The organism is Spongiibacter sp. C9W (assembly GCF_057370015.1).
The window spans coordinates 1242078-1264790 of record NZ_CM170672.1 but is presented as its reverse complement, the minus strand read 5'-3'; the positions used below and the strand labels follow the sequence as shown (position 1 = coordinate 1264790).

The window sequence follows — 22713 nt, the reverse complement described above, 5'->3', positions numbered from 1 at the left end:
TCGCAATGTGTGTGCTCAAATTATCAGCATAGAAGTATTGCGCAATTTCGATGAAAAAAGGTGGCTAAGCATGAACATACTTGTGGTCGACGACAGTGCGGCGATGAGAAATATGATTATCAGAACATTGCGTCAAGCAGGCTTCGACGGCAATGACGTTTCTCAGGCTGAAGATGGCGCCATCGCCTTGGAAATGGTGAAAGGCCAGTTGCCTGATTTAGTCCTCGCAGATTGGAACATGCCAAATATGACCGGCATAGAGCTTTTAGAAGCCATGAACGAGGAAGGGCTGAAAACCAAATTTGGGTTTATAACAACCGAAGCCACATCGGAAATGCGTGCCAAGGCCACAGCCGGTGGCGCGAAGTTTTTGATTTCAAAACCGTTCTCTGTGGACTCCTTTCAAAAAGTACTAAGTGCAATCATGTAGAAGGTAAATCCCATGGCATCACTGTTAAAACCCAAAGCCGGTTCGGTAGCGAGTATGCTCGCCATGCTTTTCGGCGTCGATGACTTAGAGGTCGGCGACGGTGATGCGTCTTTGCCATCATCTGCGATAGGCGCGAGCTATGTCGATGATGAGGGTGCACTGGTTGCTATGCTCGTTGCCGATTATTCATTCGCCGCATTTTCGGGGGCCGCACTTTCTATGATTCCCAAAGGTGGCGCTGAGGACATGGCTAAGGACGAGGATCTCTCCGAAGGTGTACGGGCTAACTTCTACGAAGTGGCAAACATTTGTTCGCGATTGCTGATGAATGATCAATCCACCCATATAAAGCTGGCAGAGCTAGTCGAAGGCGCTGCATTGGCAGATGCCGTTGGCACCCTAGAGGGCTCAGCGGTGATCGGTTTTACTGTGCCGATTCCACGCTATGGTAATGGCAAGTTGTATTTCGTCGTCTCGTAGCGATGAGAGCGGTAGAAGCGACTGGCGTCGCACGGATGTTCTATTTGTCTGCGGGACTATTATTCCTGTTGCTGGCATTGGCTGGCGTGTTTTTGCCATTGCTCCCGACCACTCCCTTCTTGTTGCTTACCGCAGCATGTTTTTCAAAGAGTTCTGAGCGCTGTCATCAACGCTTGTTGGCAAGCCGTCTGTTCGGTCCGACGATAAAACGCTGGGAGCGTCAGCGCTGCGTAAACTGTCGAACAAAATGGATCGCCGTTTTGTCAATGCTTGCGGTTGGGGGATGCTCGGTTGTCTTTGCGGTGCCAACACTCGCCGGACAAATCGCCTGTGCTGCCTTAATGGCTGTTGGTGGCGCGGTGGTGATTTCTCTGAAGACTTGTATTCCCCACTGACGTTTATCGTAATCGCGGTAGGTGCCATTACTTATGGTCTGTGAGGCAATCGCTGTGATGTACTCAAATTGAAGTTTCAGTGCCTAATCAAGGGGCGTTGCTGTGAGTGCTGCGGAAGATCTGTCTGACGTGAAATTTGAATATCAATTCAAAGATCGCGACTTCAATAAGCTGAAAGAGATCGTGTACGCGCGTACAGGGATTACCTTAGGGGAAGAAAAGCGCCAGCTCGTATACAGTCGCTTTGCCAAGCGTATCCGCAAATTGAATCTTCAAAATTTTTCGGAATACATCGAGTACTTTGAGAAAAATGAGGAATCGGAAGTCACCGATTTTATTAACGCCATCACGACGAACTTCACCAGCTTTTTCCGAGAGCCACATCATTTCGAGTTTCTTAAAAACTTTATTGCCGAACGCGAGATGGCGTCGAGGTATTGTCGTATTTGGTCAGCGGGATGCAGTAGCGGTGAAGAGCCATACAGTATCGCGATGACGGTGTTGGACAGCATTGCTAACCCGGATGCCTGGGATATAAAGATTCTGTGCACCGATATCGATACGTCGGTATTGCGCAAAGCAGAACAGGGCGTCTATGACGCAGCGCGTGTAGAAGGTGTTGATGAGCGTCTGCGGCCACGTTTTTTTCTGCGCGGAAAAGGCGCGCGTGAAGGATTAGTGAAGATTCGCGATGAGGTGCGCACCAATATGGTGTTTCGCCAACTGAATCTTTTAGATGAGTTCCCGTTTAAGAAGGGTTTCGATCTGATTTTTTTTCGTAATGTCATTATCTATTTTGATAAAGACACGCAAAGAAAAATATTCAGCAAAATTGCAAAACTACAACAACCTGGTGACGTGTTGCTCATTGGCCACTCTGAAAATCTTGCGGGAGTGACCGACAAGTACGCACTGATCGGAAGAACAATATACCAACGATTAGATAATTAGCCGTCTCTCATGACCAAAGGGTTGAGATAGGGCAGCATAGATAGGTTCAGGAGAAGTCACATGGCAGCGCAGAATACAAAATCCGCAACAGCCCGCCGTACTACCGGCACTGCGAAAACCCCCCGTCGCAGCAAAGCCGACCAACAACAAGTTCAGGAGCTGGCGCGTTGGCGAACGGCCGTCGGTGGGGCCATGACCGCCATCATGATGGTCGACCGCGACCTCGTGGTTACCTATGTGAATGAATCCACGCAAAAGTTACTTGCTAAGCACGCAGATGCGTTGGCGGCCACCTACCCAGGTTTTGATGCGAATAATATTGTGGGTACCTGCATCGATATTTTTCACAAGGATCCCGCCCATCAGCGCGGCTTGCTCGCTAACCCAGCCAACCTGCCACATTCGGCCGATATTCATGTTGGCGAACTTATTTTCAATATCAACGTGACTGCTCAAATTGACGATAGCGGTAATTATATTGGTAATACGCTTGAGTGGTTAGATGTCACTGCTCAACGTGCTCATGAGGATAAGGTTGCGCGGCTACAAACGGCGGTAGATAGTGCCATGACCGCTATCATGATGGTCGATCGTGATTTGACGGTAACCTATGTGAATACGGCAACTGAGGCATTACTGCAGAAGCACGGCACTGCGTTGGCATCGGTATATCCGGGCTTTGACGTGCAAAATATCGTCGGCACTTGCATCGATATTTTTCACAAGGACCCCCAACACCAGCGGCGCTTACTGGCAGACCCCGCCAACCTGCCGCACTCGGCCGATATCCATGTGGGCGACCTCACCTTCAATATCAACGTAACGGCGCAGATAGATGGCAAAGGTAATTACATCGGTAACACCTTAGAGTGGCTCGACGTGACAGACGTTCGAGCTAAGGAGACGGAGGTTGCACGTCTGCAGACAGCTGTTGGCTCGGCGATGACAGCGATTATGATGATTGACCGTGATTTTAACGTCACCTATGTCAACGAATCTACGCAGACCCTATTGGGTAGTCACCGAGAGGCTTTGGCGGCGATATACCCAGGCTTTGATGTCGACAATATCGTTGGCACTTGCATTGATATCTTCCACAAGAATCCCGCTCATCAGCGTAAAATGCTCGCCGACCCATCCAACCTGCCGCATTCGGCCGATATTCACGTAGGGCACCTGACTTTCAATATTAATGTGACGGCGCAAATTGACGCCAAGGGTAACTACATTGGCAACACCTTAGAGTGGCTCGATGTTACCGAGCAGCGCGCACGCGAAACTCAGGTGGCGGCGTTACAGTCTGCGGTGAACGGCGCTGATGCTAATTTTATGATGTGCGACGCTGATCTGAATATTACCTATGCGAATCCGGCGGTTGTTGAAATGCTGAAAAACCGCGAAGCAATATTACGCGAGCATTTCCCGGGTTTCTCGGCAGATAATCTTGTCGGCCAGTCCATTGACCAATTCCACAAAAACCCCGCGCATCAGCGTGGCTTGCTTGCCAATTTGGCCGCGCTGCCGGCGAAGGCGGAAATTAAAATTGCTGACCTGGAGTTTGAAGTGAACGCCACGGCAATTTTGGATGCAAACGGCGACTATATGGGGAATATGGTCGAGTGGAAGGATATTACGGAGCAGAAGGACGCCGAGCGGCAGATTGCCAGCCTGATTTCCGCGGCGGCGGAGGGGCAACTTGATCAACGTTTGGACGCGGAGAATTATTCTGGCTTTATGCAGCGGCTCGGTAAGTCTGTTAATGGGCTAATGGATGCCATTGTCGATGATCAGAATAATGCCGAACAGCAAATTAAAGAGCTGGTAGATAGCGCCATTGCTGGCCAGCTTGAAGCACGGATCGATCTGGAGGGGACGACCGGATTCCTGCAGCGTCTCGGTGCGGGTTTGAACAGCCTTATGGACACCATTGCTGAGCCGCTTAGAGAAAGCTCTCGGGTTATGGAGGCGCTTGCCGAAGGTGATTTGATGGAAGTGATGGCCGGCCAGTATCAAGGCCAGTTCGCGTCGATGCAGGATGCGGTCAACACCTCTGTGGGTAACCTGAAGGACATGGTGGTGCAGATTCGAGAGGCGGCGATGGGTATTCGCAGCTCCGCGTCTGAGATCGCGCAAGGGAACCTCGACTTATCGAACCGCACGGAGGCTCAGGCCGCGTCGCTGGAAGAAACGGCATCCAGCGTTGAGCAATTTACTGCGACGGTTAAGCAGAACGCTGAGAATGCCTCACAGGCAAATAACCTGGCTTCCGGCGCACGGGGCCAAGCCGAGAAAGGCGGCGATGTGGTTGGCCGCGCGGTCGATGCAATGCGCGAGATTAATTCTTCTTCGAAACGTATTTCCGACATCATCGGGGTGATCGATGAGATAGCTTTCCAGACTAACTTGCTTGCGCTTAATGCCGCCGTTGAGGCCGCACGTGCCGGAGAGCAGGGGCGTGGTTTCGCTGTGGTGGCATCAGAGGTACGTAATTTGGCGCAACGCAGTGCGGAGGCCGCCAAAGAGATTAAAACCCTGATTAAAGACAGCGTCGAGAAGGTCGAGGAAGGCTCAAGATTGATCGACGAGTCTGGCTCAACGCTTGAAGAAATTGTTCAAAGCGTGAAAAAAGTATCGGACATTATTTCTGAAATCGCGCTGGCCAGTCAGGAGCAGGCAGCTGGCATTGAGCAAGTGAATAAAGCGGTATCAGAGATGGATAAAGTGACCCAGGAGAATGCGGCACTGGTAGAGCAGGCTGCGGCGGCGAGTCAGTCAATGGATACCCTCTCTTCTGGCCTCAGTGACCGGATGAACTACTTCAAAATTGGTGACCAGGCCGAGGCGCCCATGGGCCATGGCGTAGCGCCTGCAAGCAAGACGGTGGCACCGCTGCGTAGCCCCTCCAGAGCGAAGCCCGAGGCAGCGGGAAGCAATGCAAACTATCACGGCGTAAGTGGTAAGCGCGTATCCGGCGGCGACGAGTGGGAGGAATTCTGAGTGCATTGAAAGTCACTCAGGGAAGGGGATAAGGCGTTCATTGGTTAGAGGTGTTTATGCCGGAGCAGCGTATTAAGGTATTGGTGGTTGATGATTCAGCGTTGATTCGGCATTTACTGACGGATATTCTGTCTGCAGACCCGGGTATTGAGGTGGTCGGCGTGGCCTCAGACCCGTTTATCGCCAGAGAAAAAATTAAGCGGCTATCCCCAGATGTGATTACCCTTGATGTAGAAATGCCGCGCATGGATGGCTTACAGTTTTTGCGCAATATTATGCGCCTGCGGCCGATGCCTGTGGTGATGGTGTCATCCTTAACTCAGGTAGGGGCGGCAGTTACTCTTGAGGCCTTGGAGCTTGGCGCGGTGGATTTTGTCGCGAAGCCCGAGGTCGATGTTGCAGAGGGGATCAAGGCCTATGCCGACGACTTAATTGAGAAGGTTAAGGCGGCGAGTGTCGCCAATGTAAGCCGCTTAGCGAGCGAGGTGGAGCACAAAAAGGTAGCGAGTAAAAAGGCGAAGAAAACGGCCTTGAACTTTGGTACTACCGATAAGATTTTGGCGATTGGCGCTTCCACGGGGGGAACCGAGGCGATTCGCGAGGTCCTGCAAGGGCTACCTGCCGACACACCTGGCACGGTCATCGTTCAGCATATACCCGGTATGTTTAGCTCGGCTTTCGCCAAACGTATGGATGGCTGCAGCGAGATGACGGTATGTGAAGCGGAAGACGGTATGCGGGTGCTGCATGGTCACGTATATATTGCGCCAGGGGGCAAGCACTTACGGTTGCGACGCGACGGTGCGCGCTATTATTGCGTGGTTGATGAGACTGAGCCGGTCAATCGTCATCGGCCCTCTGCCGATGTGTTGTTTGAGTCAGTGGCCCGTGAGATGGGCAAAAATGCAATGTGTGTATTGCTCACCGGCATGGGAAAAGATGGCGCCGCTGGCATGCTGGCGATGCGTGAGGCAGGCGCCCTGACACTTGCTCAGGACGAAGCCAGTTCGGTGGTATGGGGGATGCCGGGCGCGGCATATCAATTGGGCGCTGTACAGGAATTGCTACCGCTGAAGAAAATTGCGCCTAGGCTCTCTGAGCTTTACCACGCCTCTAAAGCCAGCAAGGAGCTGGCGGTGGTGAAGGGGCATTAGTGTTGCCTGATATTATTCCGACCGCGACTCTTTTCGACGGTTGCTTCCCATCACAATCGTTGCGTCATTCAATGCTCGGGTAACCTGTTTTTGCAGGGCTGCACGCTCTTCGTTACTCATGTACATAAGAATATCGATAGCATAACGAACATACTTTGGCGGCAGTGCGTTTAGCGTCAGACAAAAAAGGTCTTGCAGATAGTCGTTGTCATGTTTTTCGGCCAGTCCACGCAGGGCAATCTCTTCTTCCACCAGCGTTTCCATGTAATTTTTAATATCTTCTGCCAAACGCATCGTGCTCTCCTTGGATTTCGCTATCGCCTTGGGCCGTGCTGACGCTATTAATGATAGTGTCAGGTGCTTCGGTCGAGGACGGTATACGGTATATCCGAGGGGCGCGTGGGAGAGGGACTAATCAAACACTTTCTTGCGAAGGGCTTTGATGTTTCCCCGTTTGGTTTTGCTGTCCATCCTTTTTGCTTTGGCGCTTTTGCTGGGCTTGGTGGGGCGACGTGTTTTGCGGGTGACGGCGACGCTGCGGATCAGTGCCTGAAGGCGTTGCAGGGCATCTTCTCGATTTTGCTCCTGAGTGCGAAACTGCTGAGCTTTAATCACCACAATACCGTCTTTGCTGATGCGCTGATCTTTCAACGCCAGAAGTTCTGTTTTATAAAACTCAGGCAGCGATGACGCGCGAATATCAAAGCGGAGGTGTATGGCCGAAGACACCTTGTTGACATTTTGGCCGCCCGCACCCTGAGCGCGAATCGCACTCAGTTCAATTTCGTTATCAGGTAAGCGGACGGCGTTAGAAATTTCCAGCATTTTCGGTAAAGCGCTATTCGTTGCGATTGTGTGGGCGACTGTAGTCGATGTCTGGGCCGACAGGTACGACCTGCGTGGGATTGATCATCGGGTGGCTGACGTAATAGTGCCGTTTGATATGAGAAAAATCCACCGTATCGGCCACGCCAGGCCATTGGTATAGGTGGCGAAGGTAGTTTGACAGGTGAGGGTAGTCCTCGAGGCGCTGACGGTTGCACTTGAAATGCCCATGATAAACGGCATCAAAGCGAATAAGGGTGGTGAAAAGCCGCCAGTCGGCTTCGCTTATCGTGTCGCCGCACAGAAAGCGCTGTGTACCAAGCTGGTTTTCAATCGTGTCTAAGGCTGCAAAAAGCGCGTCGTAGGCGTCTTCATAGGCCTGTTGCGTTGTCGCAAAGCCGCAGCGATACACGCCATTATTTACGTTTTTGTAGATCTCGTCGTTGATGGCATCGATATCTGCTTGCAGCGACTCAGGGTAGTAGTCCGGCGTTTTTTCAGCGAGGTCTGCAAAGGCGTCATTGAATTGCCGAATAATATCGGCGGACTCGTTATTCACGATACGCTGTTGTTTTTTATCCCATAACACCGGCACGGTAACGCGTCCGCTGTAGTCGTGCTGGTTTCGGGTATACAGTTCGTGCAGGTACTTTGCGTTGTGCAGCGGATCGCCGCTGCTGCCCTGGTCAATATCAAAGGTCCAGCCGTGTTCAAGCATGATTGGGCTTACCACGGAAACAGAGATCAGCGATTCAAGCTTTTTTAAGCGGCGAAAAATCAGCGCTCGGTGTGCCCATGGGCAGGCTAGCGATACATACAGGTGATAGCGGTCGGCTTCTGCCGGAAATTCATCGCTACCAATTTGGCCGCGAAACTGTGATTGTTCGCGCTTAAATTCCCCTTGATTGTCCTCTGTATCGTACCAGCGGTCGTGCCACTTTCCGTCTATGAGTAAACCCATCGTTCTCTCCGTATCTCAGTGTTCAGGGATAGTGTATGGCCGGAGCGATTCAGTATGGGTCGTGTTTGTTGTTGAATCCGATCGAAAAAACCGATGCCTCTTCTACAGGGTTCGTTGAGTAACACGATAACTGGCGTGTTTCCTGCAAGTGAATTGCCTACAAAGCGGCAGAGGGGATGCCGGCGAGGTGTCATGTGGTCGTCAACTGCGCTTGCTAGCGTTATAGGCCGATCAATGTGGCGGTGAAATTCGCGATAGGGGGTAATGAGGATGCGGGATCTGAATCGAGACAAGTCGTCGACGATAGCGGCCCTGACGGGTAAGCAGGTGCTGATTACCGGTACGACAGGGTTCCTGGGCAAAGTGTTGTTGGAGAAGATTCTGCGCACCACGCCCGGTGTGGGCGGTATTTACTTGCTCATGCGGGGCAATCGGCATTTTCGTGATGCCACTGATCGCTTTCGGGAAGAAGTGATCCGCTCCTCCATTTTTGACACCTTGCGACATGAACTGGGGCAAGAAGGCTTTGAGGCGCTGATTGCAAGTCGCGTTCACTGTGTGACCGGGGAAATTACTGCACCGCGGTTTGGTCTGACGCGTGCAGACTTTGCGGCGCTGGCTGACAAGCTCGATGTGGTGATCAATTCCGCAGCGAGTGTAAATTTTCGTGAAGAGTTGGATCGAGCGCTGGAAATCAACACGTTCTCCCTGGAAAACGTCGCCAAACTCTGTGAGTTGGGGGGGAATATACCTCTTGTTCACGTGTCCACTTGTTATGTAAACGGCTATCGAGCGGGTGATATCCACGAGACGTCCGAGGGGCCTGTTGGGCTGGCGTTACCTGAGGGGCCGGGTAGATTCTACGAAACCTCGGCCTTGATTGAGCGCTTGCAACGCCTTGTTGAGGCGTTGCGCGGGCAATACGAGGGGCGGGCGCTAAAGGCCAAGCTCATAGAGCATGGCGCGAAGGAAGCGCAAGCTGCGGGCTGGAACGATACCTACACCTTTACCAAGTGGCTGGGTGAGCAATATTTGTACAAAGTGATGCGAGGCTATTCGCTGACGGTTGTTCGTCCGTCGATCATTGAGAGCACACTGCGCGAGCCAAGCCCTGGGTGGATTGAGGGGGTCAAGGTCGCAGACGCGGTGTTGATGGCATATGCGCGCGGCAAGGTTGCGTTCTTTCCCGGTAAGCGGGCCGGGGTGATCGACATTATTCCGGCCGATCTTGTAGCCAATGCGGTATTGCTCTCGACAGCCGAGCAGCTGCTCGAGCCGGGCCAGCATCGCATCTATCAATGTTGTAGCGGTGGCCGTAACCCACTAATGCTGGGAGACTTTATTGACCACTTGGTGGCAGAGGCCAGCAGTCATCACGGTGACTACGACAAGCTGTTTAACGCGCCGCCCCGCCGGCGATTCACGGCGGTGGATAAGCGCGTATTCAGTAGCGTCGCAATGTGCGTTCAGGTGGCGCTGACGATTGTTGGCGCGATACTGCGTCGCCTCGGGCGGCGGGGCAAGCTCAGGGCGCGGCGAAATATCGACACCGCCGTCGAGCTCTCCAAAATATTCTCTTTCTATGCTCAGCCCAATTACTGCTTTCACGGCGACAAGTTGCTCTCTTTATCGAAGTCGATGGGCGCTGTCGATCAGGAGTTGTTTCCCGTGGATGCCGGAGTCATTGATTGGCAGCACTACATTCGCCAGGTTCATATGCCGGGATTAAACCACTATGCGCTGCAGGGGCAGCCTTCAGTGAGGGCACAGCAGCGGCGCGAGGAAGTGAAAACGGCGTCGAAAAACCTGACGGCGACCGAGGCTTGAGTGGGCGGTGGGCAATTAGAACCGATTTTTCTGGACTCTGTGAGAGAACCTTTTTTACAATCCAAGGGCCCTGGCGACCAAAAACAACGATTTTTCGCGCTTTTGGTATGATCTAGGTCAATAAAATAACAATCCGTTGTCGGAGTTCGTGGGGCGATGCACCTCAGGTTTTCGCAAGGCAACGACTCGCTGTGCTGTTAGGAGACTTATGCGACATACTGCCAGTGTAACTCTGGTGTTGGCCGCTATTTGGCTGGGGAATTCCGGCCATTATGATGCGCTGTTACTGAGCTTTGGGGTTGTGTCCATCGCCCTCGTGCTGTGGATCACTCATCGTATGGATGTTGTCGATCACGAGTCACAGCCGCTGCATCTCACCACAAAACTTCCTGCTTACTACTTCTGGTTGTTCAAAAAAATCGTCGCCAGCAATATCGACGTGGTGATACGTGCCTGGCGGGGACCGTCGTCAATCAGCCCGCAATTCGAGCGAGTACCGGCCCCTCAGAATACGGATATCGGCCGGGTGATTTACGCGAACTCCATCAACCTGACGCCGGGTACGCTCTCTGTGGTGGTTGAAGACGATTATATTTTGGTGCACTCCCTCAGTAGTGACGGCATGGCTGAGCTGAAAAGCGGTGAGATGAGCCGACGAGTTTGCGGGTTGGAAGAGTGATGCTGACAGTTACCACAGTGACGTTGCTACTGGTTATGGCCTTGGCGTTGTCCCGAGCGTTTGTAGGCCCCACCGTATTTGATCGCATTCTTGCAGCGAATATGTTCGGAACCAAAACCGTCCTATTGATAGCGGTGATTGGCTTTCTATTTGGTCGGCCAGAATTTTTAGATATTGCGATGGTATACGCGCTGATTAACTTTATTGGCGTGATCGGTATGCTCAGGCTTATTGAGTACCTGGAAGATGAAAATAGCAGTAGCCAAGAGGAGGACGCGTGATGGAGACCTATGAGTTATTGAGCGCCGTCCTGCTCGCCGCTGGCAGCTTCTTATTATTGTCTGGCGGTATTGGCGTGTTACGTTTTCCCGATGTGTACAGCCGTATGCATGCAGCCGGGATTACTGACACCCTCGGTGCATGCCTGATACTGCTGGCGCTGATGTTGCTCGCTGGCTTTAGCCTGGTACTTCTCAAATTGATGATGATACTGGCGTTTTTGCTGATTACCGGCCCAACATCCAGCCATGCTTTGGGCAAGGCGGCGTGGAAGGCAGGCGTAAAGCCGTTAACCGGAAAGTCGCTGCAGCGGTGAATGTGATAGAGGCCCGGAGGATTTCGCCATAGAACTTTTTATCGATATCAGTTTGCTGAGTATGCTGATTGCCACCGCGATTGGTATAGCGGTGAATCGCGACCTGCTGTCTGTGGTGATGTTGTCGTCGATCTACGGACTGCTGTCCGCCAATTTCTTTGTGACAATGGATGCCGTGGATGTGGCGTTTACTGAGGCGGCCGTGGGTGCCGGAATTTCGCCGCTGCTTATGTTTACAACCATGGCGATTGTCGGACGTTACGAAAAGCTTCCCCATCGCTGGTCGCTGTCTGCCCTGGTGTTGGTGAGCATCACTGGTGCATTGTTGTTAGTGGCTACCATGGATATGCCCGCGTTTGGTGCGCCGGATGCGCCGGCACAGCAGCATGTTGCGCCGCGCTACATCGAGCAATCGGGACAAGAAGTCGGTATTCCCAACATTGTGACGTCGGTGCTGGCGACCTATCGCGGCTTCGATACGTTTGGTGAGGTCACGGTGATTTTTACCGCCGGCGTCGGTGTGCTGTCATTGCTGATGGTTGGCGACAGGGCGACCAAACCGCTTTCCAGTCACTTACTGAAGGCCAGTCAACATAAAATTCTGCGTATCGTCAGCAAGGTGCTGATCGCGCCTATTCTGCTTTTCGCTCTGTATGTCCAGTTCCACGGCGACTATGGTCCCGGTGGCGGCTTCCAGGCAGGGGTGATCTTTGCCGCGGCGATTATTGTTTACACCATGTTGTTCGGGCTGGATTCCGCTCGCCAGGTGATTGATCAAGCCTGGGTAAGGGTGATGGCGGCGGTCGGTGTGCTGTTGTATGGCGCCGTCGGTGTGGTCTCCATGGTTAACGGTGGCAATTTTCTTGACTACGATGTGCTGGCTAAGGATCCACTCCATGGCCAACACTACGGCATCATCGTTATCGAACTGGGCGTTGGCATTACCGTTGCGGCGGTAATGGTGCTGATTTATTTCTCCTTTGCCGGGCGCTTGGTCGACAGGGGACATCAAGATGACTGACATGCTGCTTACTCATTACAACTACTGGGTTGTGATGGTGTTGATGATGATTGGTTTTTATATCGTGATCGCCCAGGGCAATCTGGTCAAAAAGCTGGTGGGTTTGAACATCTTCCAGACCTCGGTGTTCATTATGTATATCAGCGCGGGCAAGGTGTCGGGCGGCAGTGCTCCCATTTTGGATGACGCGATTTCGGTCTACTCAAACCCGCTGCCCCACGTATTAATTCTGACTGCGATTGTTGTGGGCATTGCGACCACTGCACTGGGGCTGGCGCTGATTATTCGCCTGCGCGAGGCATACGGCAGTGCGGAAGAAAAAGATATTCAGGAACAGAATCAGTGTTGAGTCACCTTCCCATACTGCAGGTTATTTTACCGCTTCTTGCGGCGCCCTCGTGCTTAATTCTTGGTCGCCCGGCGCTGGCGTGGGGGTTTAGCTTTGCTACCAGTGCTGCCGCCATGCTCATTAGCATGCTGTTGCTGCAACAGGTTTGGTTAGAGGGGCCTGTTAGCTATTTTCTCGGCGGCTGGGAAGCGCCCTGGGGGATCGAATACCGCATAGACCTGCTCAATGCCTTTTTACTGCTGATCGTCTCGTCGTTAAGCACGGTAGTGTTGGCGGGAACCCGTCAGAGCGTGGCGGCAGAGGTCGAGCCGAATAAACAGACACTGTTTTACGTGTCGTGGTTGTTATGTCTCGCCGGTTTACTCGGCATTCTCGCAACAGGCGATGCGTTCAATGTTTTCGTCTTCCTGGAAGTGTCGTCGCTGTCGACCTACACGCTAATCTCCCTAGGTCGTGACCGCAAAGCGCTGTGGGCCAGTTACCAATACCTGATTGTGGGTACCATCGGCGCGACCTTTATCCTGATTGGTATTGGTCTCATGTACATGATGACCGGCACCCTCAATATGCAGGACCTCGCACAGCGCCTGCCTGTTGTTGCAGACACTCGCACGGTTTTCGCTGCCTATGCCTTTGTGATTGTTGGCGTGTGTTTGAAGTTGGCGCTGTTTCCGCTGCACCTGTGGTTGCCCAATGCGTATGCCTATGCCCCGTCGGCAGTTACCGCATTTCTCGCGGCGACAGCGACGAAAGTTGCGGTGTACTTGCTAATTCGCTTTAGCTTTACGGTATTTGGTGCCGACTTCGGCGCCATGGATATACCCCTTCATCAGCTATTTATTGCCCTAGGCTTGATTGCGGTGTTCAGCGCGTCGCTGGTGGCAATCCTGCAGATCGACATTAAGCGCGCGATCGCCTATTCAAGTGTCGCTCAGATCGGTTACATGATTATCGGTTTGGGGCTCGGCAGTGCGGCGGGCTTGCAGGCAACCCTGCTGCATTTATTTAACCACGCGCTGATGAAAGGTGCGTTGTTTATGAGCCTGTCAGCCGTGGCGCTGCGTATGGGCAGCACACGCCTGGATGACTTGGCTGGCTTGTCTCAGCGTATGCCGCTGACGGCAATGGCATTTGTCCTCGGTGGTTTGAGCCTCATCGGCGTGCCGCTGACCGTCGGGTTTATTAGCAAGTGGTATTTGGTTATCGCGACACTGGAAATGGGCATGTGGCCGGTTGCGGCACTGATACTGGTCGGCTCTTTACTTGCCGTTATGTACATTTGGCGCGTTGTGGAGGTGATGTACTTCCGCGACCCGCCGGCATCGAGTCAGGTTTCAGAAGCTCCCGTCAGTGTATTGCTGCCGCTCTGGTTGCTGGTGGTCGCCAATATTTATTTCGGTATCGATACGGCGCTACCCGTATCCGTGACGGCTGATGCGGCCCAAGCGCTGTTGGGGTGGGGCAAATGACAATGACCACAGAGCTGTTGATCAGTCTAACGATTCTTACGCCTGTATTGGCCGTGCCGGGTATTTTATTGTTTGGCAACAAGCAAAACCTGCGTGAAGCGGTATCACTCATTGCCGCCGCGGCGTTGACCTGGCTGTCAGTGAACCTCTTTCAGCAGTTGCAGGCGGGCACCGTGCTGGCCGTGCAATGGTGGGAGCTCTTGCCAGGCTTGACGATCGCCTTCCATGTCGAGCCCCTCGGGATGATGTTTGCGCTAATAGCGAGCTCGCTGTGGTTTGTGACAGTCGTGTACGCCATCGGTTATATGCGCGGCCATAACGAACAGAATCAAACACGATTCTATGCCTGCTTTGCTGTGGCGATCGCCGCGGTGATGGGTGTTGCCCTTGCCGAGAACCTGTTTACGTTATTTGTATTCTACGAAGTACTGTCGCTTTGCACCTACCCACTTGTTACCCATGCAGGCACGGATAAAGCGAAGCACGGCGGCCGTGTGTATCTGGGCATCTTGTTGAGTACGTCCATCGCGTTTTTCCTGCCGGCGATGATCATTACGTGGATGCAAAGCGGCACACTGAGCTTCACAGCGGGAGGCGTTTTCGAGGAAGGGACGTCCGTTGTTTTGCTGTCGGTGTTGTTGTTGCTATTTGCCTTTGGTGTCGGCAAGGCCGCATTGATGCCGTTCCACCGATGGTTGCCGAGTGCGATGGTGGCGCCGACGCCAGTTTCAGCGTTGCTTCACGCCGTGGCGGTGGTGAAGGCCGGGGTCTTCACCGTGCTGAAGGTCGTGGTATTTATCTTTGGTATTGATGCGGTGCAGTCGCTACCGGTCACGCAGTGGCTGATCTATCTGGCATGTGCGTCTATTCTGCTTGCGTCGCTAGTGGCCATGCGCCAGGACAATATTAAAGCGCGATTAGCATATTCCACCATCAGTCAGCTTGGCTATATTACCTTGGGCGCCTTCCTTGCCAGCGCCAATGGCGTGTTGGGAAGTGCCTTGCACATTGCCATGCATGCGGCGGGCAAAATCACCCTGTTTTTCTGTGCAGGGGCAATTTATGTTGCCGCGCATAAAACGCTGGTGAGTGAGCTGGACGGGTTGGGTCGAAAGATGCCTTATACCTTTGCGGCGTTCACTATTGCGGCCTTGTCGATTATTGGCTTGCCACCCACGGGTGGCACATGGAGTAAATGGACGCTGATGCTGGGAGCTGTTGATAGCGATCAGTTATTTGTATTGGCTGTGTTAGCGCTGAGTTCGCTGTTGAATATTGTTTACCTTTTGGAATTACCGGCGCGGGCCTTTCTACGCGCTGCTCCTGCTAGTGAAAACGATCACCACCATGGCGGGGAAGCGCCGTGGCCATCACTATTGGCGCTGTGCGTAACGGCGCTCAGTTGTATTGTGCTGTTTTTTACCGCAGGGCCCATTATGCAGTTTCTGCAAGGAATTAGCCTGACATGAAGACATCGGACAAAAAAGCATGGCTGGAGCAGCCGGCCAATGTCGACAAGTTGGTCTACCTGGTCTATCTGATTTGTGGCGTCTTACTCGTCGCTGAATTTTTTTACGAAAAGCACCCTTATTTTGGCTTTGATGGATCTTTCGGCTTTTACGCGGGCTTCGGATTTTTGGCGTATTGCACGATCGTTTTCTCTGCAAAGGCGCTGCGTCGTGTGTTGAAACGTAGCGAGGATTATTATGGCGAATGATTGGCTGATGAATCCCGCTCTGTTGATGATGTTGGCAGGGCTGCTGGCGATTCGCCTTCCCACGAAATTGCTGGGCCCCCTGGCGGTGGTAACTCCGGCATTGGGCTTGCTAATGCTTTGCCAGTTGCCCAATGGTGAGCAGGGGATTGTTTCGTTATACGGTCTAACACTGACAACGCTGCGAGTGGACGGCCTCAGTTTCGTATGGGCGGTGATCTTTCATATTGCTGCGATACTGGCGGGGCTGTATGCCTGGCATGTGAAAGATCGCATGCAGCAATCTGCAGCGCTGGTATATGCCGGTGCCGCGATTGGCGCCGTGTTGGCTGGCGACTTACTGACCTTGTTCTTGTACTGGGAGTTAACAGCCATTTCCTCTGTGCTCTTGATCTGGGCAAACCGCACGGCACGCGCGTATACCGTGGGCCTGCGCTACCTGGTTATTCAGGTGATTTCCGGTTTGTTATTAATGGCCGGCGCGATTGTTCACTATCAAGCGACAGGCTCGTTGGCCTTTGATCACCTCGGCTTAGACAGCCCCGGTGGCTGGATTATTTTCCTGGCCTTCGGCATCAAATGTGCGTTTCCACTTTTGCACAATTGGTTGCAAGACGCCTATCCAGAGGCCACCGCAACGGGGACCGTGGTCCTGTCGGCGTTCACCACCAAGTTGGCGGTTTACGCTCTGGCGCGGGGCTTTGCCGGCGAGGATATATTAATCACCATTGGCGCGGTGATGACGGCGTTCCCGATCTTCTTCGCAGTAATTGAAAACGATCTGCGGCGGGTACTCTCCTACAGCCTGAATAACCAGCTTGGCTTTATGGTTGTTGGCGTCGGTTTGGGCACCGAACTGGCGTTGAATGGCGCCGCGGCCCACGCCTTTGCGCACATCCTTTACAAAGCCTTGTTGTTTATGTCGATGGGGGCTGTGCTGCTGAGAGTTGGTACGGTTAAGGCCAGTGAGCTGGGCGGCTTGTATAAATCCATGCCGTGGACCACGCTGTTTTGTATTATTGGTGGTATGTCAATTTCAGCGTTCCCGCTGTTCTCTGGCTTTGTTACCAAGTCAATGATTCTTACCGCGGCAGCTGCCGAGCATCAGTGGTTGGTGTGGACGGTGCTGCTGTTTGCCTCAGCCGGGGTATTGGATCACTCGGGCATAAAGGTTCCGTTCTTCTCCTTCTTTTATCACGACGCCGGGCACCGCGTGAAAGAAGCACCCTGGAACATGCTGCTGGCAATGGGGGTAACGGCCTTCCTGTGTATTGCTATTGGTGTTTGGCCTGAGCCCTTATACGCAATTCTGCCTTTCCCGGTGGATTACAAGCCCTATACCAGCTATCACATCATCACGCAGTTGCAGCTACTGATGTTTGCCGCGCTGGCGTTTTGCGTGTTAATTCGCAAAGGCTGGTACCCGGAGGAGATTCGCTCAACGAACCTGGATTTCGACTGGGTATACAGACGTCTGTTGCCGGCCGTCGTGAAGAAACTGTTAGCGTGGATGTGGCGACTCGATTCGGCAGTGCGTGCTGTGGCTATGAAGGCCGTTCATGCCGTTATAGAGAAAGTGGCCCAGAGCCACGGACCGGGCGGAGTGATGTCGCGCAACTTGTCTACGGGCACCATGGTAAGTTGGCTGTCGGTATTCTTGGCGCTGTATTTATTCTTTAGCTTTTACTGGTAAGCTGTTCCCAGATTAGGCGTTGTGACGGGAGCTTTGGCTCCCGTTTTTGTTTGGGTGATCACTGGATAATTGAGGAGTGCCAGCCATGCGTGGCGTGTCGTTGTGTCTACTGATCTGTTTTCTGTGCGGCTGTACCTCATATCCTGCCGGGGCGCCGCCGGTGAATAACTTTGTACTCGATCGCTATCTCGGGCAGTGGCATGAAATTGCTCGGCTGGATCATCGCTTTGAGCGCGGTTTAAGCAAGGTTACCGCACAGTACGAATGCCGAGACGATGGCGGGGTACGCGTGATTAACCGAGGCTTTGACGCGGAGGCTGGCGAGTGGAAAGAGGCAGAAGGTCGCGCCTATTTCGTTGGGGATGCGTCGGTTGCACATTTGAAAGTGTCATTTTTTGGCCCTTTTTATGCGTCTTATGTCGTGTTTGGCTTGGACGAGAATTACCAGCACGCCTTCGTTTCTGGGCCAGACCACAACTATTTGTGGTTGCTGGCGAGGGAGCCTGTGGTTAGCGAGGACGTTTGGCACTCCTTTTTGCTCAAGGCTGAGCAAGCGGGTTTTGACACTGGGGCGTTGATACGCCCTTAATCGTGATCTAAGGTCAGCAGATAGCGATTGTGTTAAGCGCATCGATCAACAAGGAGAGGATGATATGACGCAAGCTGCGATGCCTTCATCGTCGGCGGAAAATATGGCCAAGGTCGTCTATGTGCTGTATCTGGTCAGTCTGGTATTTGGTATCACCGCCATCGTTGCGGTTGTAATTGCCTACATCAATCGAGATGACAGCGCCCCCTGGTTGCGAAGTCACTATCAATTTCAAATACGCACATTTTGGATTGGCGCGCTTTACGTCACGCTGGGCACGGTATTGTCCTTGGTGCTGGTGGGCTGGCTTATTTTATTTTTTTGTCTAATATGGCTGGTAGTGCGCTGTATCAAAGGGCTCAAAGCTCTGGACGCACGCGAGCCATACCCGGATCCCCTCGGCTGGCTGTTTTAACCTCATTTCAATTTCCTCCACAGACACGCTCGCAGCGCGAGGGTGTTCGCTATGTCGCATAGGTGGAAAGGCTGGACGTAACAAAGAGAGACATTATGGATATCAGGCCAAATATTACTATTTCATCCTTGGACGCGGAGCGTCTTGAGGCTTTGCTGGACTCGCCGGCGGCGGCCAATGCGCCGGGCTGCGAGGAGTTGGAGGTCGAGCTGGGGCGCGCAGAAATTGTTTCGCCAAGCGACATGCCGCCCTCAGTAGTGAGTATGAACTCGACGGTGCGCTTTAAAGAAGTTTCGACTGACCGCGAGTTTTGTATGACCTTAGTATACCCGCGGGATGCTGATGGTCAGGGTGATAAAATCTCGATTTTGGCGCCGGTAGGAAGCGCTCTGCTGGGGCTTTCTCAGGGCGATACTATCGAGTGGCCAAAGCCCTCTGGTGGTGTATTGCAGGTGCGAATAGAAGAAGTGATTTATCAGCCCGAGCGGGCAGGCGAGCTTCATCGCTAGTACAACTGGAATTTATTCCAGCGATGAGGGTCTGTTAGCTATCACTATGCCGCCCCTAACGAGGACAATACGATGAATCTCTTTTCCCGAAGCAGTGCCGCCATGCTGGGCGTCAGCCTGATAATCGGTCTGGCCTCGTTGGGGGTGTTGCTTGCCGGTGCCGTTCATGACTTTAAGCAGTATGAGCGCAGCGTGCGTGTGAAAGGCTTGTCTGAACGTGAGTATAAAGCTGATATTGTCATCTGGCCCATTCAATATACCTTGGCCAGCAATCAGCTCGGCGCGCTCTATGATCAGCTTGAAGCGAATGCGGCAGCAGTTAGCAGCTTTCTGCTTGAAAATGGCATTACCGCGCAGGAGATCACGCGGGCGGCACCCGTCATTATCGATAAATCGGCACAACAATACGGTGGCGGCGGACGCGCGGAGTTTCGCTACACCGCGAGCCAGTCGGTAACGGTATATTCCACGAAGGTGGACGCCGTCCGTGAGCTGATGGGCCAGGTTTCGCAGCTAGGTAAGCAGGGGATTGTGTTAACGGGCGGTGATTACCAGTCGCAGACCGAGTATCTGTTTACGCGCTTGAATGAAGTCAAACCGGTGATGATCGAGGAAGCCACGACGAAAGCCAGAGAGGTTGCACTAAAGTTTGCTGCAGACTCACAGAGCGTTCTGGGCAAAATCAAACGCGCGAGCCAAGGCCAGTTCTCGATCAGCGACCGCGATCGCAACAATCCGCATATAAAGCGTTTGCGGGTTGTGTCGACGGTAGAATACTACCTGTCTGACTAAGGTTCACAGCAGGGGGAGGTTGGCGCTAGTGAATCGCTCCTTCTCCTGATACATTCTACATCGTGAGCTAGCGCTGTCTCCCTGCGCTGCCAAAGGATATGGAACGCACTCTCAAGGACGATAACAATGAACACACCAATCAATAAAACCCTCCGCTATTGTCTCGCTATGTCATTCGTTGTGGTGGGCGCGAATGTGACCGCCGGTACGGCAACTATCGAATCAGATGGGGAGCGAAATACTCTGGAGTTTCGCGGTGAAGAGTACCTGCGTATGCAGACAGACCGCGATGGCTACATGTTACACAGAAACGGCACGCTCTATGTTGTCAGTGGTGCCGAGGGCGAGGAGACCGTTATTGACGCCTCCGCGGCGATGAAAATGTTCGGGGGAATGATGCCCGATGTAGGCCCGAGCGCGACGGGCGTTCACAGTTTGCGAAATACCGGCCGAAAAGAAACGGTGGCAGGTGTGAAAGGCGAGGTGTGGATCGCCGATTACACTGATGAAGAGGGCCGGCATCAGGTGGAAATGGTGCTATCAAAGGATGCCGCCGCCAGGGAAATGCGCGATGCCATGATGGGCTTCATGCGCAGCATGATTAAAGCCAGTGGATCAAATTCTGATCAAGCCGATGAGATGTTCGAGCAGTTGCGAAAGCGCGGCTACGGGTATCTTCGTGTCGGCAATGACATGAAAGTTGTCGCGTTGTCGGGCAAGAAAATCGATAAGGGGCGTTTTGCGTTGCCTGCAGAGCCGATGCAGATGCCCAACTTGGGCAACTTTGGCGCGGCGATTTCAGCAGGTGCTGAAGTGGAAAGTGATGAGCAGAACGCGCAGGGCAGTGCCGGCTTTAGTTTTGGCAGCATCTTTCAACAAAAGGCTGAACGCCAGCAAGAACGAGCAAAGGATAGAACGGAAGAGGAAGTCGACAAACAAACTGATAACGTTGTCGATAAGGCGTTAGATAAGGCTTTTAATAAACTCTTCGGTAACTGAGGCAGCCCGCTGTTTGGAGGCTGGCAGGGGCACTGCCAACCTCCGCGCCGTCATCAATGAGCTTGGCGGCGTGATTTCACCGCAAATGTGAACAGGCGTTGATAGCCCGCCGGGAAGGCGCGCGCTAAAAAGTCAAAAACCCGGGCGTCCGGGCCGATCAGTACGCGGCGGCGATTTTTCTCCACGCCTTTGATAATTACTTTGGCGGCACTCTCCGGCGTATTGAAGAATAGCTTTTCAAACTGATTTACGGCGTCATTGGCGCTGTTGCCGGTGGCCGCGGCCACGCTGGCGTTCACCTTTGAGCGCTTTGCGATGTTGGTTTTAATCCCACCGGGGTGGACGCAGGTGGCGCTAACGCTGGAGTCCGTTAGCTCCAGGTCCTGCCGCAGTGACTCGGTAAAGCCCCGCACCGCGTACTTACTGGCGTTGTAGCCGCTCATTAGTGGTTGTGCGGTTAAGCCAAACACGCTTGATATATTGACGATATGCCCGCTTCCGGACTGCTCCAGCAAGGGGAGGAAGGCCTTGCTGCCGTAGACCGTTCCCCAAAAATTAATGTCCATAATCCACTCGTATTCTTCCAGGCTTAAGCCCGCTACGGTGCCCGACAATGCAACGCCCGCATTGTTGATGACGATATTCACTTGACCGTGATCGCGCTGCACGGTGTCGGCCCAGTTGAATACCGCTGCTTTATCGCTGACATCCAGCACCTGCTGAGTGACTTTTAGATCGCTGGCGGGAATAAGGCGGACCGTTTCCTCGAGCCCGGTTTCATCGATATCGGCCAGCGCCAAGTGGCACTTCTTTTCCGCTAGTTGCAGGGCGAGGGCCCGGCCTATTCCCGAGCCAGCACCTGTAAGCGCGACGACCTTGCCGGCTAGGTTTTTCATTGGGCTGACTCCGAGTATTTGGTCAAAAAATGTTGGTAGCGCGCGGCACTCTCTGCGGGAATTTCCAGCATGGGCATATGGCCGATGCCTTCCCACACGGTGATTTCCAGCGTAGGAATCGCCGCGCGCCAGGTGTCGACACTACTTACATGGATAAGTTGGTCTTCACTGCCCCACAGTAATAAAGCAGGCGAGCGCAGACTTGCCAATCGTGGTTCTAGCAAAGCGGTACTGTGAAAGTCGTTGAAGATTTCAGAGAGTTCAGTGCGACGCTGCTGGTAGTCTTCAGCCATTGCATCCAGCACGACGCCGGGCATCCACGGCGGCTTGGCCATCGTCATCGCGTAGAACTCACGGAACTGATCGCGTTTTTCAACGAGGAAGGGGTTGCGCCCTTCGGCGAGTAATTTTTGCATTGTGCTGGGCTCAGGCGAATTCACTCCCGCTGGGTCTACGAGCCCGGTCGTTAATACCCGCTCTGGGTAGCTGAGTGAAAAGTCGGCGCTGATGAAACCACCCATGGAGTTGCCGATGATATGCACCTGGTCGATGTTCAGCGCATCCAACAGGCCTTGGAGGCGCCGGGATTGCGCGGTGATACTGTAGTCGCCGCCACTGACAAATGCGGTGTCACCGTGACCGGCCATATCCGGGATAATAATGTGGTAGTCGTCGACGAAGTGTTTGGCAAAGCGTAGCCAGACATTTTTGTCGGCGCTGTAGCCATGCAGCATCAGCAATGTGGGCTGCTCTGGGTTGCCGCCTTGATACAAGCTCATCTCCAATTCGCCGATATCGACACGGCGCTCTTTGAAGCCATAGATCGATGCCTCGCCTGCCATGCTGGCGGTGTACAGGAGGTGTCCTAAAGCGGGGTAGCTGTGATAACTCCACAGTCCACCGGCAATCAGGGTGACAAATGCAATCAGCAGAAACTTTTTCACGAGCGCGTTCCTTTATTGTGTTGGAATTA

26 protein-coding genes are annotated in these 22713 nt (G+C 53.2%); 21 read left to right on the top strand and 5 right to left on the bottom strand.

The genetic code is table 11. The features are described 5' to 3' along the window. Positions 1–70: 70 nt before the first annotated feature. The 6 genes from AC2Q8J_RS06085 (at position 71) to AC2Q8J_RS06060 (ending at position 6407) form a co-directional block, all read left to right on the top strand. Positions 71–430, top strand: a complete 360-nt coding sequence (locus AC2Q8J_RS06085; RefSeq protein WP_204995318.1) for a response regulator — start codon at positions 71–73, stop codon at positions 428–430. A gap of 12 nt (positions 431–442) precedes the next feature. Beyond that, positions 443–910, top strand: a complete 468-nt coding sequence (locus AC2Q8J_RS06080) for a hypothetical protein (protein ID WP_204995319.1) — start codon at positions 443–445, stop codon at positions 908–910. A 35-nt stretch (positions 911–945) separates the two neighbouring features. After that, entirely contained in the window at positions 946–1305 is a 360-nt protein-coding gene (locus AC2Q8J_RS06075) for a DUF454 family protein (protein WP_353743900.1), read from the top strand. Between the two features lie 102 nt (positions 1306–1407). Next, complete coding sequence (locus AC2Q8J_RS06070; RefSeq protein ID WP_486452394.1) at positions 1408–2256, top strand: CheR family methyltransferase; 849 nt, start codon at positions 1408–1410, stop codon at positions 2254–2256. A 60-nt stretch (positions 2257–2316) separates the two neighbouring features. Further along, complete coding sequence (locus tag AC2Q8J_RS06065; RefSeq protein ID WP_486452393.1) at positions 2317–5253, top strand: methyl-accepting chemotaxis protein; 2937 nt, start codon at positions 2317–2319, stop codon at positions 5251–5253. Between the two features lie 56 nt (positions 5254–5309). After that, on the top strand, positions 5310–6407 hold the full coding sequence (locus AC2Q8J_RS06060) for a protein-glutamate methylesterase/protein-glutamine glutaminase (RefSeq protein ID WP_486452392.1): 1098 nt from the start codon (positions 5310–5312) through the stop codon (positions 6405–6407). 12 nt (positions 6408–6419) lie between these two features. Here AC2Q8J_RS06060 and AC2Q8J_RS06055 read toward each other — a convergent pair whose 3' ends face one another. The 3 genes from AC2Q8J_RS06055 to AC2Q8J_RS06045 all read right to left on the bottom strand — a co-directional run bounded on the left by AC2Q8J_RS06055 (position 6420) and on the right by AC2Q8J_RS06045 (position 8193). After that, positions 6420–6701, bottom strand: a complete 282-nt coding sequence (locus tag AC2Q8J_RS06055) for a late competence development ComFB family protein (RefSeq protein WP_204995324.1) — start codon at positions 6699–6701, stop codon at positions 6420–6422. A 117-nt stretch (positions 6702–6818) separates the two neighbouring features. Continuing rightward, positions 6819–7232, bottom strand: coding sequence for an alternative ribosome rescue aminoacyl-tRNA hydrolase ArfB (gene arfB / locus AC2Q8J_RS06050; RefSeq protein ID WP_204995325.1), 414 nt, complete (start codon positions 7230–7232; stop codon positions 6819–6821). Between the two features lie 13 nt (positions 7233–7245). Beyond that, on the bottom strand, positions 7246–8193 hold the full coding sequence (locus tag AC2Q8J_RS06045) for a glutathione S-transferase family protein (RefSeq protein WP_486452391.1): 948 nt from the start codon (positions 8191–8193) through the stop codon (positions 7246–7248). 270 nt (positions 8194–8463) lie between these two features. On the opposite strand from AC2Q8J_RS06045, the gene AC2Q8J_RS06040 reads away from it, so the two are divergent. From AC2Q8J_RS06040 to AC2Q8J_RS05970, 15 genes are all read left to right on the top strand, one after another. After that, the gene (locus AC2Q8J_RS06040) at positions 8464–10020 is read left to right on the top strand and encodes a fatty acyl-CoA reductase (protein ID WP_424144227.1); all 1557 of its coding nucleotides are present in this window, start codon (positions 8464–8466) and stop codon (positions 10018–10020) included. A gap of 208 nt (positions 10021–10228) precedes the next feature. Continuing rightward, on the top strand, positions 10229–10699 hold the full coding sequence (locus AC2Q8J_RS06035) for a Na+/H+ antiporter subunit E (protein WP_486452390.1): 471 nt from the start codon (positions 10229–10231) through the stop codon (positions 10697–10699). Next, positions 10699–10980, top strand: a complete 282-nt coding sequence (locus AC2Q8J_RS06030; protein ID WP_204995329.1) for an MrpF/PhaF family protein — start codon at positions 10699–10701, stop codon at positions 10978–10980. Before AC2Q8J_RS06035 ends, AC2Q8J_RS06030 begins: the two co-directional genes overlap by 1 nt. Then, positions 10980–11294, top strand: a complete 315-nt coding sequence (gene mnhG / locus AC2Q8J_RS06025; RefSeq protein WP_204995365.1) for a monovalent cation/H(+) antiporter subunit G — start codon at positions 10980–10982, stop codon at positions 11292–11294. The genes AC2Q8J_RS06030 and mnhG overlap by 1 nt, the downstream gene beginning before the upstream one ends. 28 nt (positions 11295–11322) lie before the next feature. Next, entirely contained in the window at positions 11323–12315 is a 993-nt protein-coding gene (locus tag AC2Q8J_RS06020) for a Na(+)/H(+) antiporter subunit B (RefSeq protein WP_204995366.1), read from the top strand. Continuing rightward, on the top strand, positions 12308–12664 hold the full coding sequence (locus AC2Q8J_RS06015; RefSeq protein WP_486452389.1) for a cation:proton antiporter subunit C: 357 nt from the start codon (positions 12308–12310) through the stop codon (positions 12662–12664). Before AC2Q8J_RS06020 ends, AC2Q8J_RS06015 begins: the two co-directional genes overlap by 8 nt. Continuing rightward, positions 12658–14133: a monovalent cation/H+ antiporter subunit D family protein gene (locus AC2Q8J_RS06010; protein WP_486452388.1), complete on the top strand. Its 1476-nt coding sequence runs from the start codon at positions 12658–12660 to the stop codon at positions 14131–14133. The genes AC2Q8J_RS06015 and AC2Q8J_RS06010 overlap by 7 nt, the downstream gene beginning before the upstream one ends. Then, positions 14130–15602: a proton-conducting transporter transmembrane domain-containing protein gene (locus AC2Q8J_RS06005; protein ID WP_372878881.1), complete on the top strand. Its 1473-nt coding sequence runs from the start codon at positions 14130–14132 to the stop codon at positions 15600–15602. Before AC2Q8J_RS06010 ends, AC2Q8J_RS06005 begins: the two co-directional genes overlap by 4 nt. Beyond that, on the top strand, positions 15599–15850 hold the full coding sequence (locus AC2Q8J_RS06000) for a hypothetical protein (protein ID WP_027874727.1): 252 nt from the start codon (positions 15599–15601) through the stop codon (positions 15848–15850). Before AC2Q8J_RS06005 ends, AC2Q8J_RS06000 begins: the two co-directional genes overlap by 4 nt. Beyond that, positions 15840–17540, top strand: a complete 1701-nt coding sequence (locus tag AC2Q8J_RS05995) for a Na(+)/H(+) antiporter subunit D (RefSeq protein WP_288362364.1) — start codon at positions 15840–15842, stop codon at positions 17538–17540. Before AC2Q8J_RS06000 ends, AC2Q8J_RS05995 begins: the two co-directional genes overlap by 11 nt. A gap of 160 nt (positions 17541–17700) precedes the next feature. Continuing rightward, a complete protein-coding gene (locus AC2Q8J_RS05990; protein WP_486452387.1) occupies positions 17701–18129 on the top strand; it encodes a lipocalin family protein in 429 nt (142 codons plus the stop codon). 64 nt (positions 18130–18193) lie between these two features. Then, the gene (locus AC2Q8J_RS05985; protein ID WP_286694541.1) at positions 18194–18544 is read left to right on the top strand and encodes a DUF4870 family protein; all 351 of its coding nucleotides are present in this window, start codon (positions 18194–18196) and stop codon (positions 18542–18544) included. 95 nt (positions 18545–18639) lie between these two features. Further along, a complete protein-coding gene (rnk, locus tag AC2Q8J_RS05980; protein ID WP_027874731.1) occupies positions 18640–19053 on the top strand; it encodes a nucleoside diphosphate kinase regulator in 414 nt (137 codons plus the stop codon). Positions 19054–19125: 72 nt separating this feature from the next. Next, a complete protein-coding gene (locus tag AC2Q8J_RS05975; RefSeq protein WP_486452386.1) occupies positions 19126–19845 on the top strand; it encodes an SIMPL domain-containing protein in 720 nt (239 codons plus the stop codon). A 126-nt stretch (positions 19846–19971) separates the two neighbouring features. Further along, positions 19972–20844: a hypothetical protein gene (locus tag AC2Q8J_RS05970; protein ID WP_204995334.1), complete on the top strand. Its 873-nt coding sequence runs from the start codon at positions 19972–19974 to the stop codon at positions 20842–20844. 53 nt (positions 20845–20897) lie between these two features. Here AC2Q8J_RS05970 and AC2Q8J_RS05965 read toward each other — a convergent pair whose 3' ends face one another. After that, positions 20898–21740, bottom strand: a complete 843-nt coding sequence (locus AC2Q8J_RS05965) for an SDR family NAD(P)-dependent oxidoreductase (RefSeq protein ID WP_288362369.1) — start codon at positions 21738–21740, stop codon at positions 20898–20900. Then, positions 21737–22684: an alpha/beta fold hydrolase gene (locus tag AC2Q8J_RS05960; RefSeq protein ID WP_486452385.1), complete on the bottom strand. Its 948-nt coding sequence runs from the start codon at positions 22682–22684 to the stop codon at positions 21737–21739. Before AC2Q8J_RS05960 ends, AC2Q8J_RS05965 begins: the two co-directional genes overlap by 4 nt. Between the last annotated feature and the right edge of the window lie 29 nt (positions 22685–22713).

Bases quoted from the DNA above. Each gene is read 5' to 3' on its own strand.
- AC2Q8J_RS06065 (WP_486452393.1), top strand. From the start codon at position 2,317: ATGGCAGCGCAGAATACAAAATCCGCAACAGCCCGCCGTACTACCGGC.
- AC2Q8J_RS06040 (WP_424144227.1), top strand. From the start codon at position 8,464: ATGCGGGATCTGAATCGAGACAAGTCGTCGACGATAGCGGCCCTGACG.
- AC2Q8J_RS06045 (WP_486452391.1), bottom strand. From the start codon at position 8,193: ATGGGTTTACTCATAGACGGAAAGTGGCACGACCGCTGGTACGATACA.
- AC2Q8J_RS05995 (WP_288362364.1), top strand. From the start codon at position 15,840: ATGGCGAATGATTGGCTGATGAATCCCGCTCTGTTGATGATGTTGGCA.
- AC2Q8J_RS06060 (WP_486452392.1), top strand. From the start codon at position 5,310: ATGCCGGAGCAGCGTATTAAGGTATTGGTGGTTGATGATTCAGCGTTG.
- AC2Q8J_RS05975 (WP_486452386.1), top strand. From the start codon at position 19,126: ATGAATCTCTTTTCCCGAAGCAGTGCCGCCATGCTGGGCGTCAGCCTG.
- rnk (WP_027874731.1), top strand. From the start codon at position 18,640: ATGGATATCAGGCCAAATATTACTATTTCATCCTTGGACGCGGAGCGT.
- AC2Q8J_RS06075 (WP_353743900.1), top strand. From the start codon at position 946: ATGTTCTATTTGTCTGCGGGACTATTATTCCTGTTGCTGGCATTGGCT.
- AC2Q8J_RS06005 (WP_372878881.1), top strand. From the start codon at position 14,130: ATGACAATGACCACAGAGCTGTTGATCAGTCTAACGATTCTTACGCCT.
- AC2Q8J_RS05985 (WP_286694541.1), top strand. From the start codon at position 18,194: ATGACGCAAGCTGCGATGCCTTCATCGTCGGCGGAAAATATGGCCAAG.
- arfB (WP_204995325.1), bottom strand. From the start codon at position 7,232: ATGCTGGAAATTTCTAACGCCGTCCGCTTACCTGATAACGAAATTGAA.
- AC2Q8J_RS06080 (WP_204995319.1), top strand. From the start codon at position 443: ATGGCATCACTGTTAAAACCCAAAGCCGGTTCGGTAGCGAGTATGCTC.
- AC2Q8J_RS06000 (WP_027874727.1), top strand. From the start codon at position 15,599: ATGAAGACATCGGACAAAAAAGCATGGCTGGAGCAGCCGGCCAATGTC.
- AC2Q8J_RS06030 (WP_204995329.1), top strand. From the start codon at position 10,699: ATGCTGACAGTTACCACAGTGACGTTGCTACTGGTTATGGCCTTGGCG.
- AC2Q8J_RS06035 (WP_486452390.1), top strand. From the start codon at position 10,229: ATGCGACATACTGCCAGTGTAACTCTGGTGTTGGCCGCTATTTGGCTG.
- AC2Q8J_RS06055 (WP_204995324.1), bottom strand. From the start codon at position 6,701: ATGCGTTTGGCAGAAGATATTAAAAATTACATGGAAACGCTGGTGGAA.
- mnhG (WP_204995365.1), top strand. From the start codon at position 10,980: ATGGAGACCTATGAGTTATTGAGCGCCGTCCTGCTCGCCGCTGGCAGC.
- AC2Q8J_RS06085 (WP_204995318.1), top strand. From the start codon at position 71: ATGAACATACTTGTGGTCGACGACAGTGCGGCGATGAGAAATATGATT.
- AC2Q8J_RS06015 (WP_486452389.1), top strand. From the start codon at position 12,308: ATGACTGACATGCTGCTTACTCATTACAACTACTGGGTTGTGATGGTG.
- AC2Q8J_RS05965 (WP_288362369.1), bottom strand. From the start codon at position 21,740: ATGAAAAACCTAGCCGGCAAGGTCGTCGCGCTTACAGGTGCTGGCTCG.
- AC2Q8J_RS05970 (WP_204995334.1), top strand. From the start codon at position 19,972: ATGAACACACCAATCAATAAAACCCTCCGCTATTGTCTCGCTATGTCA.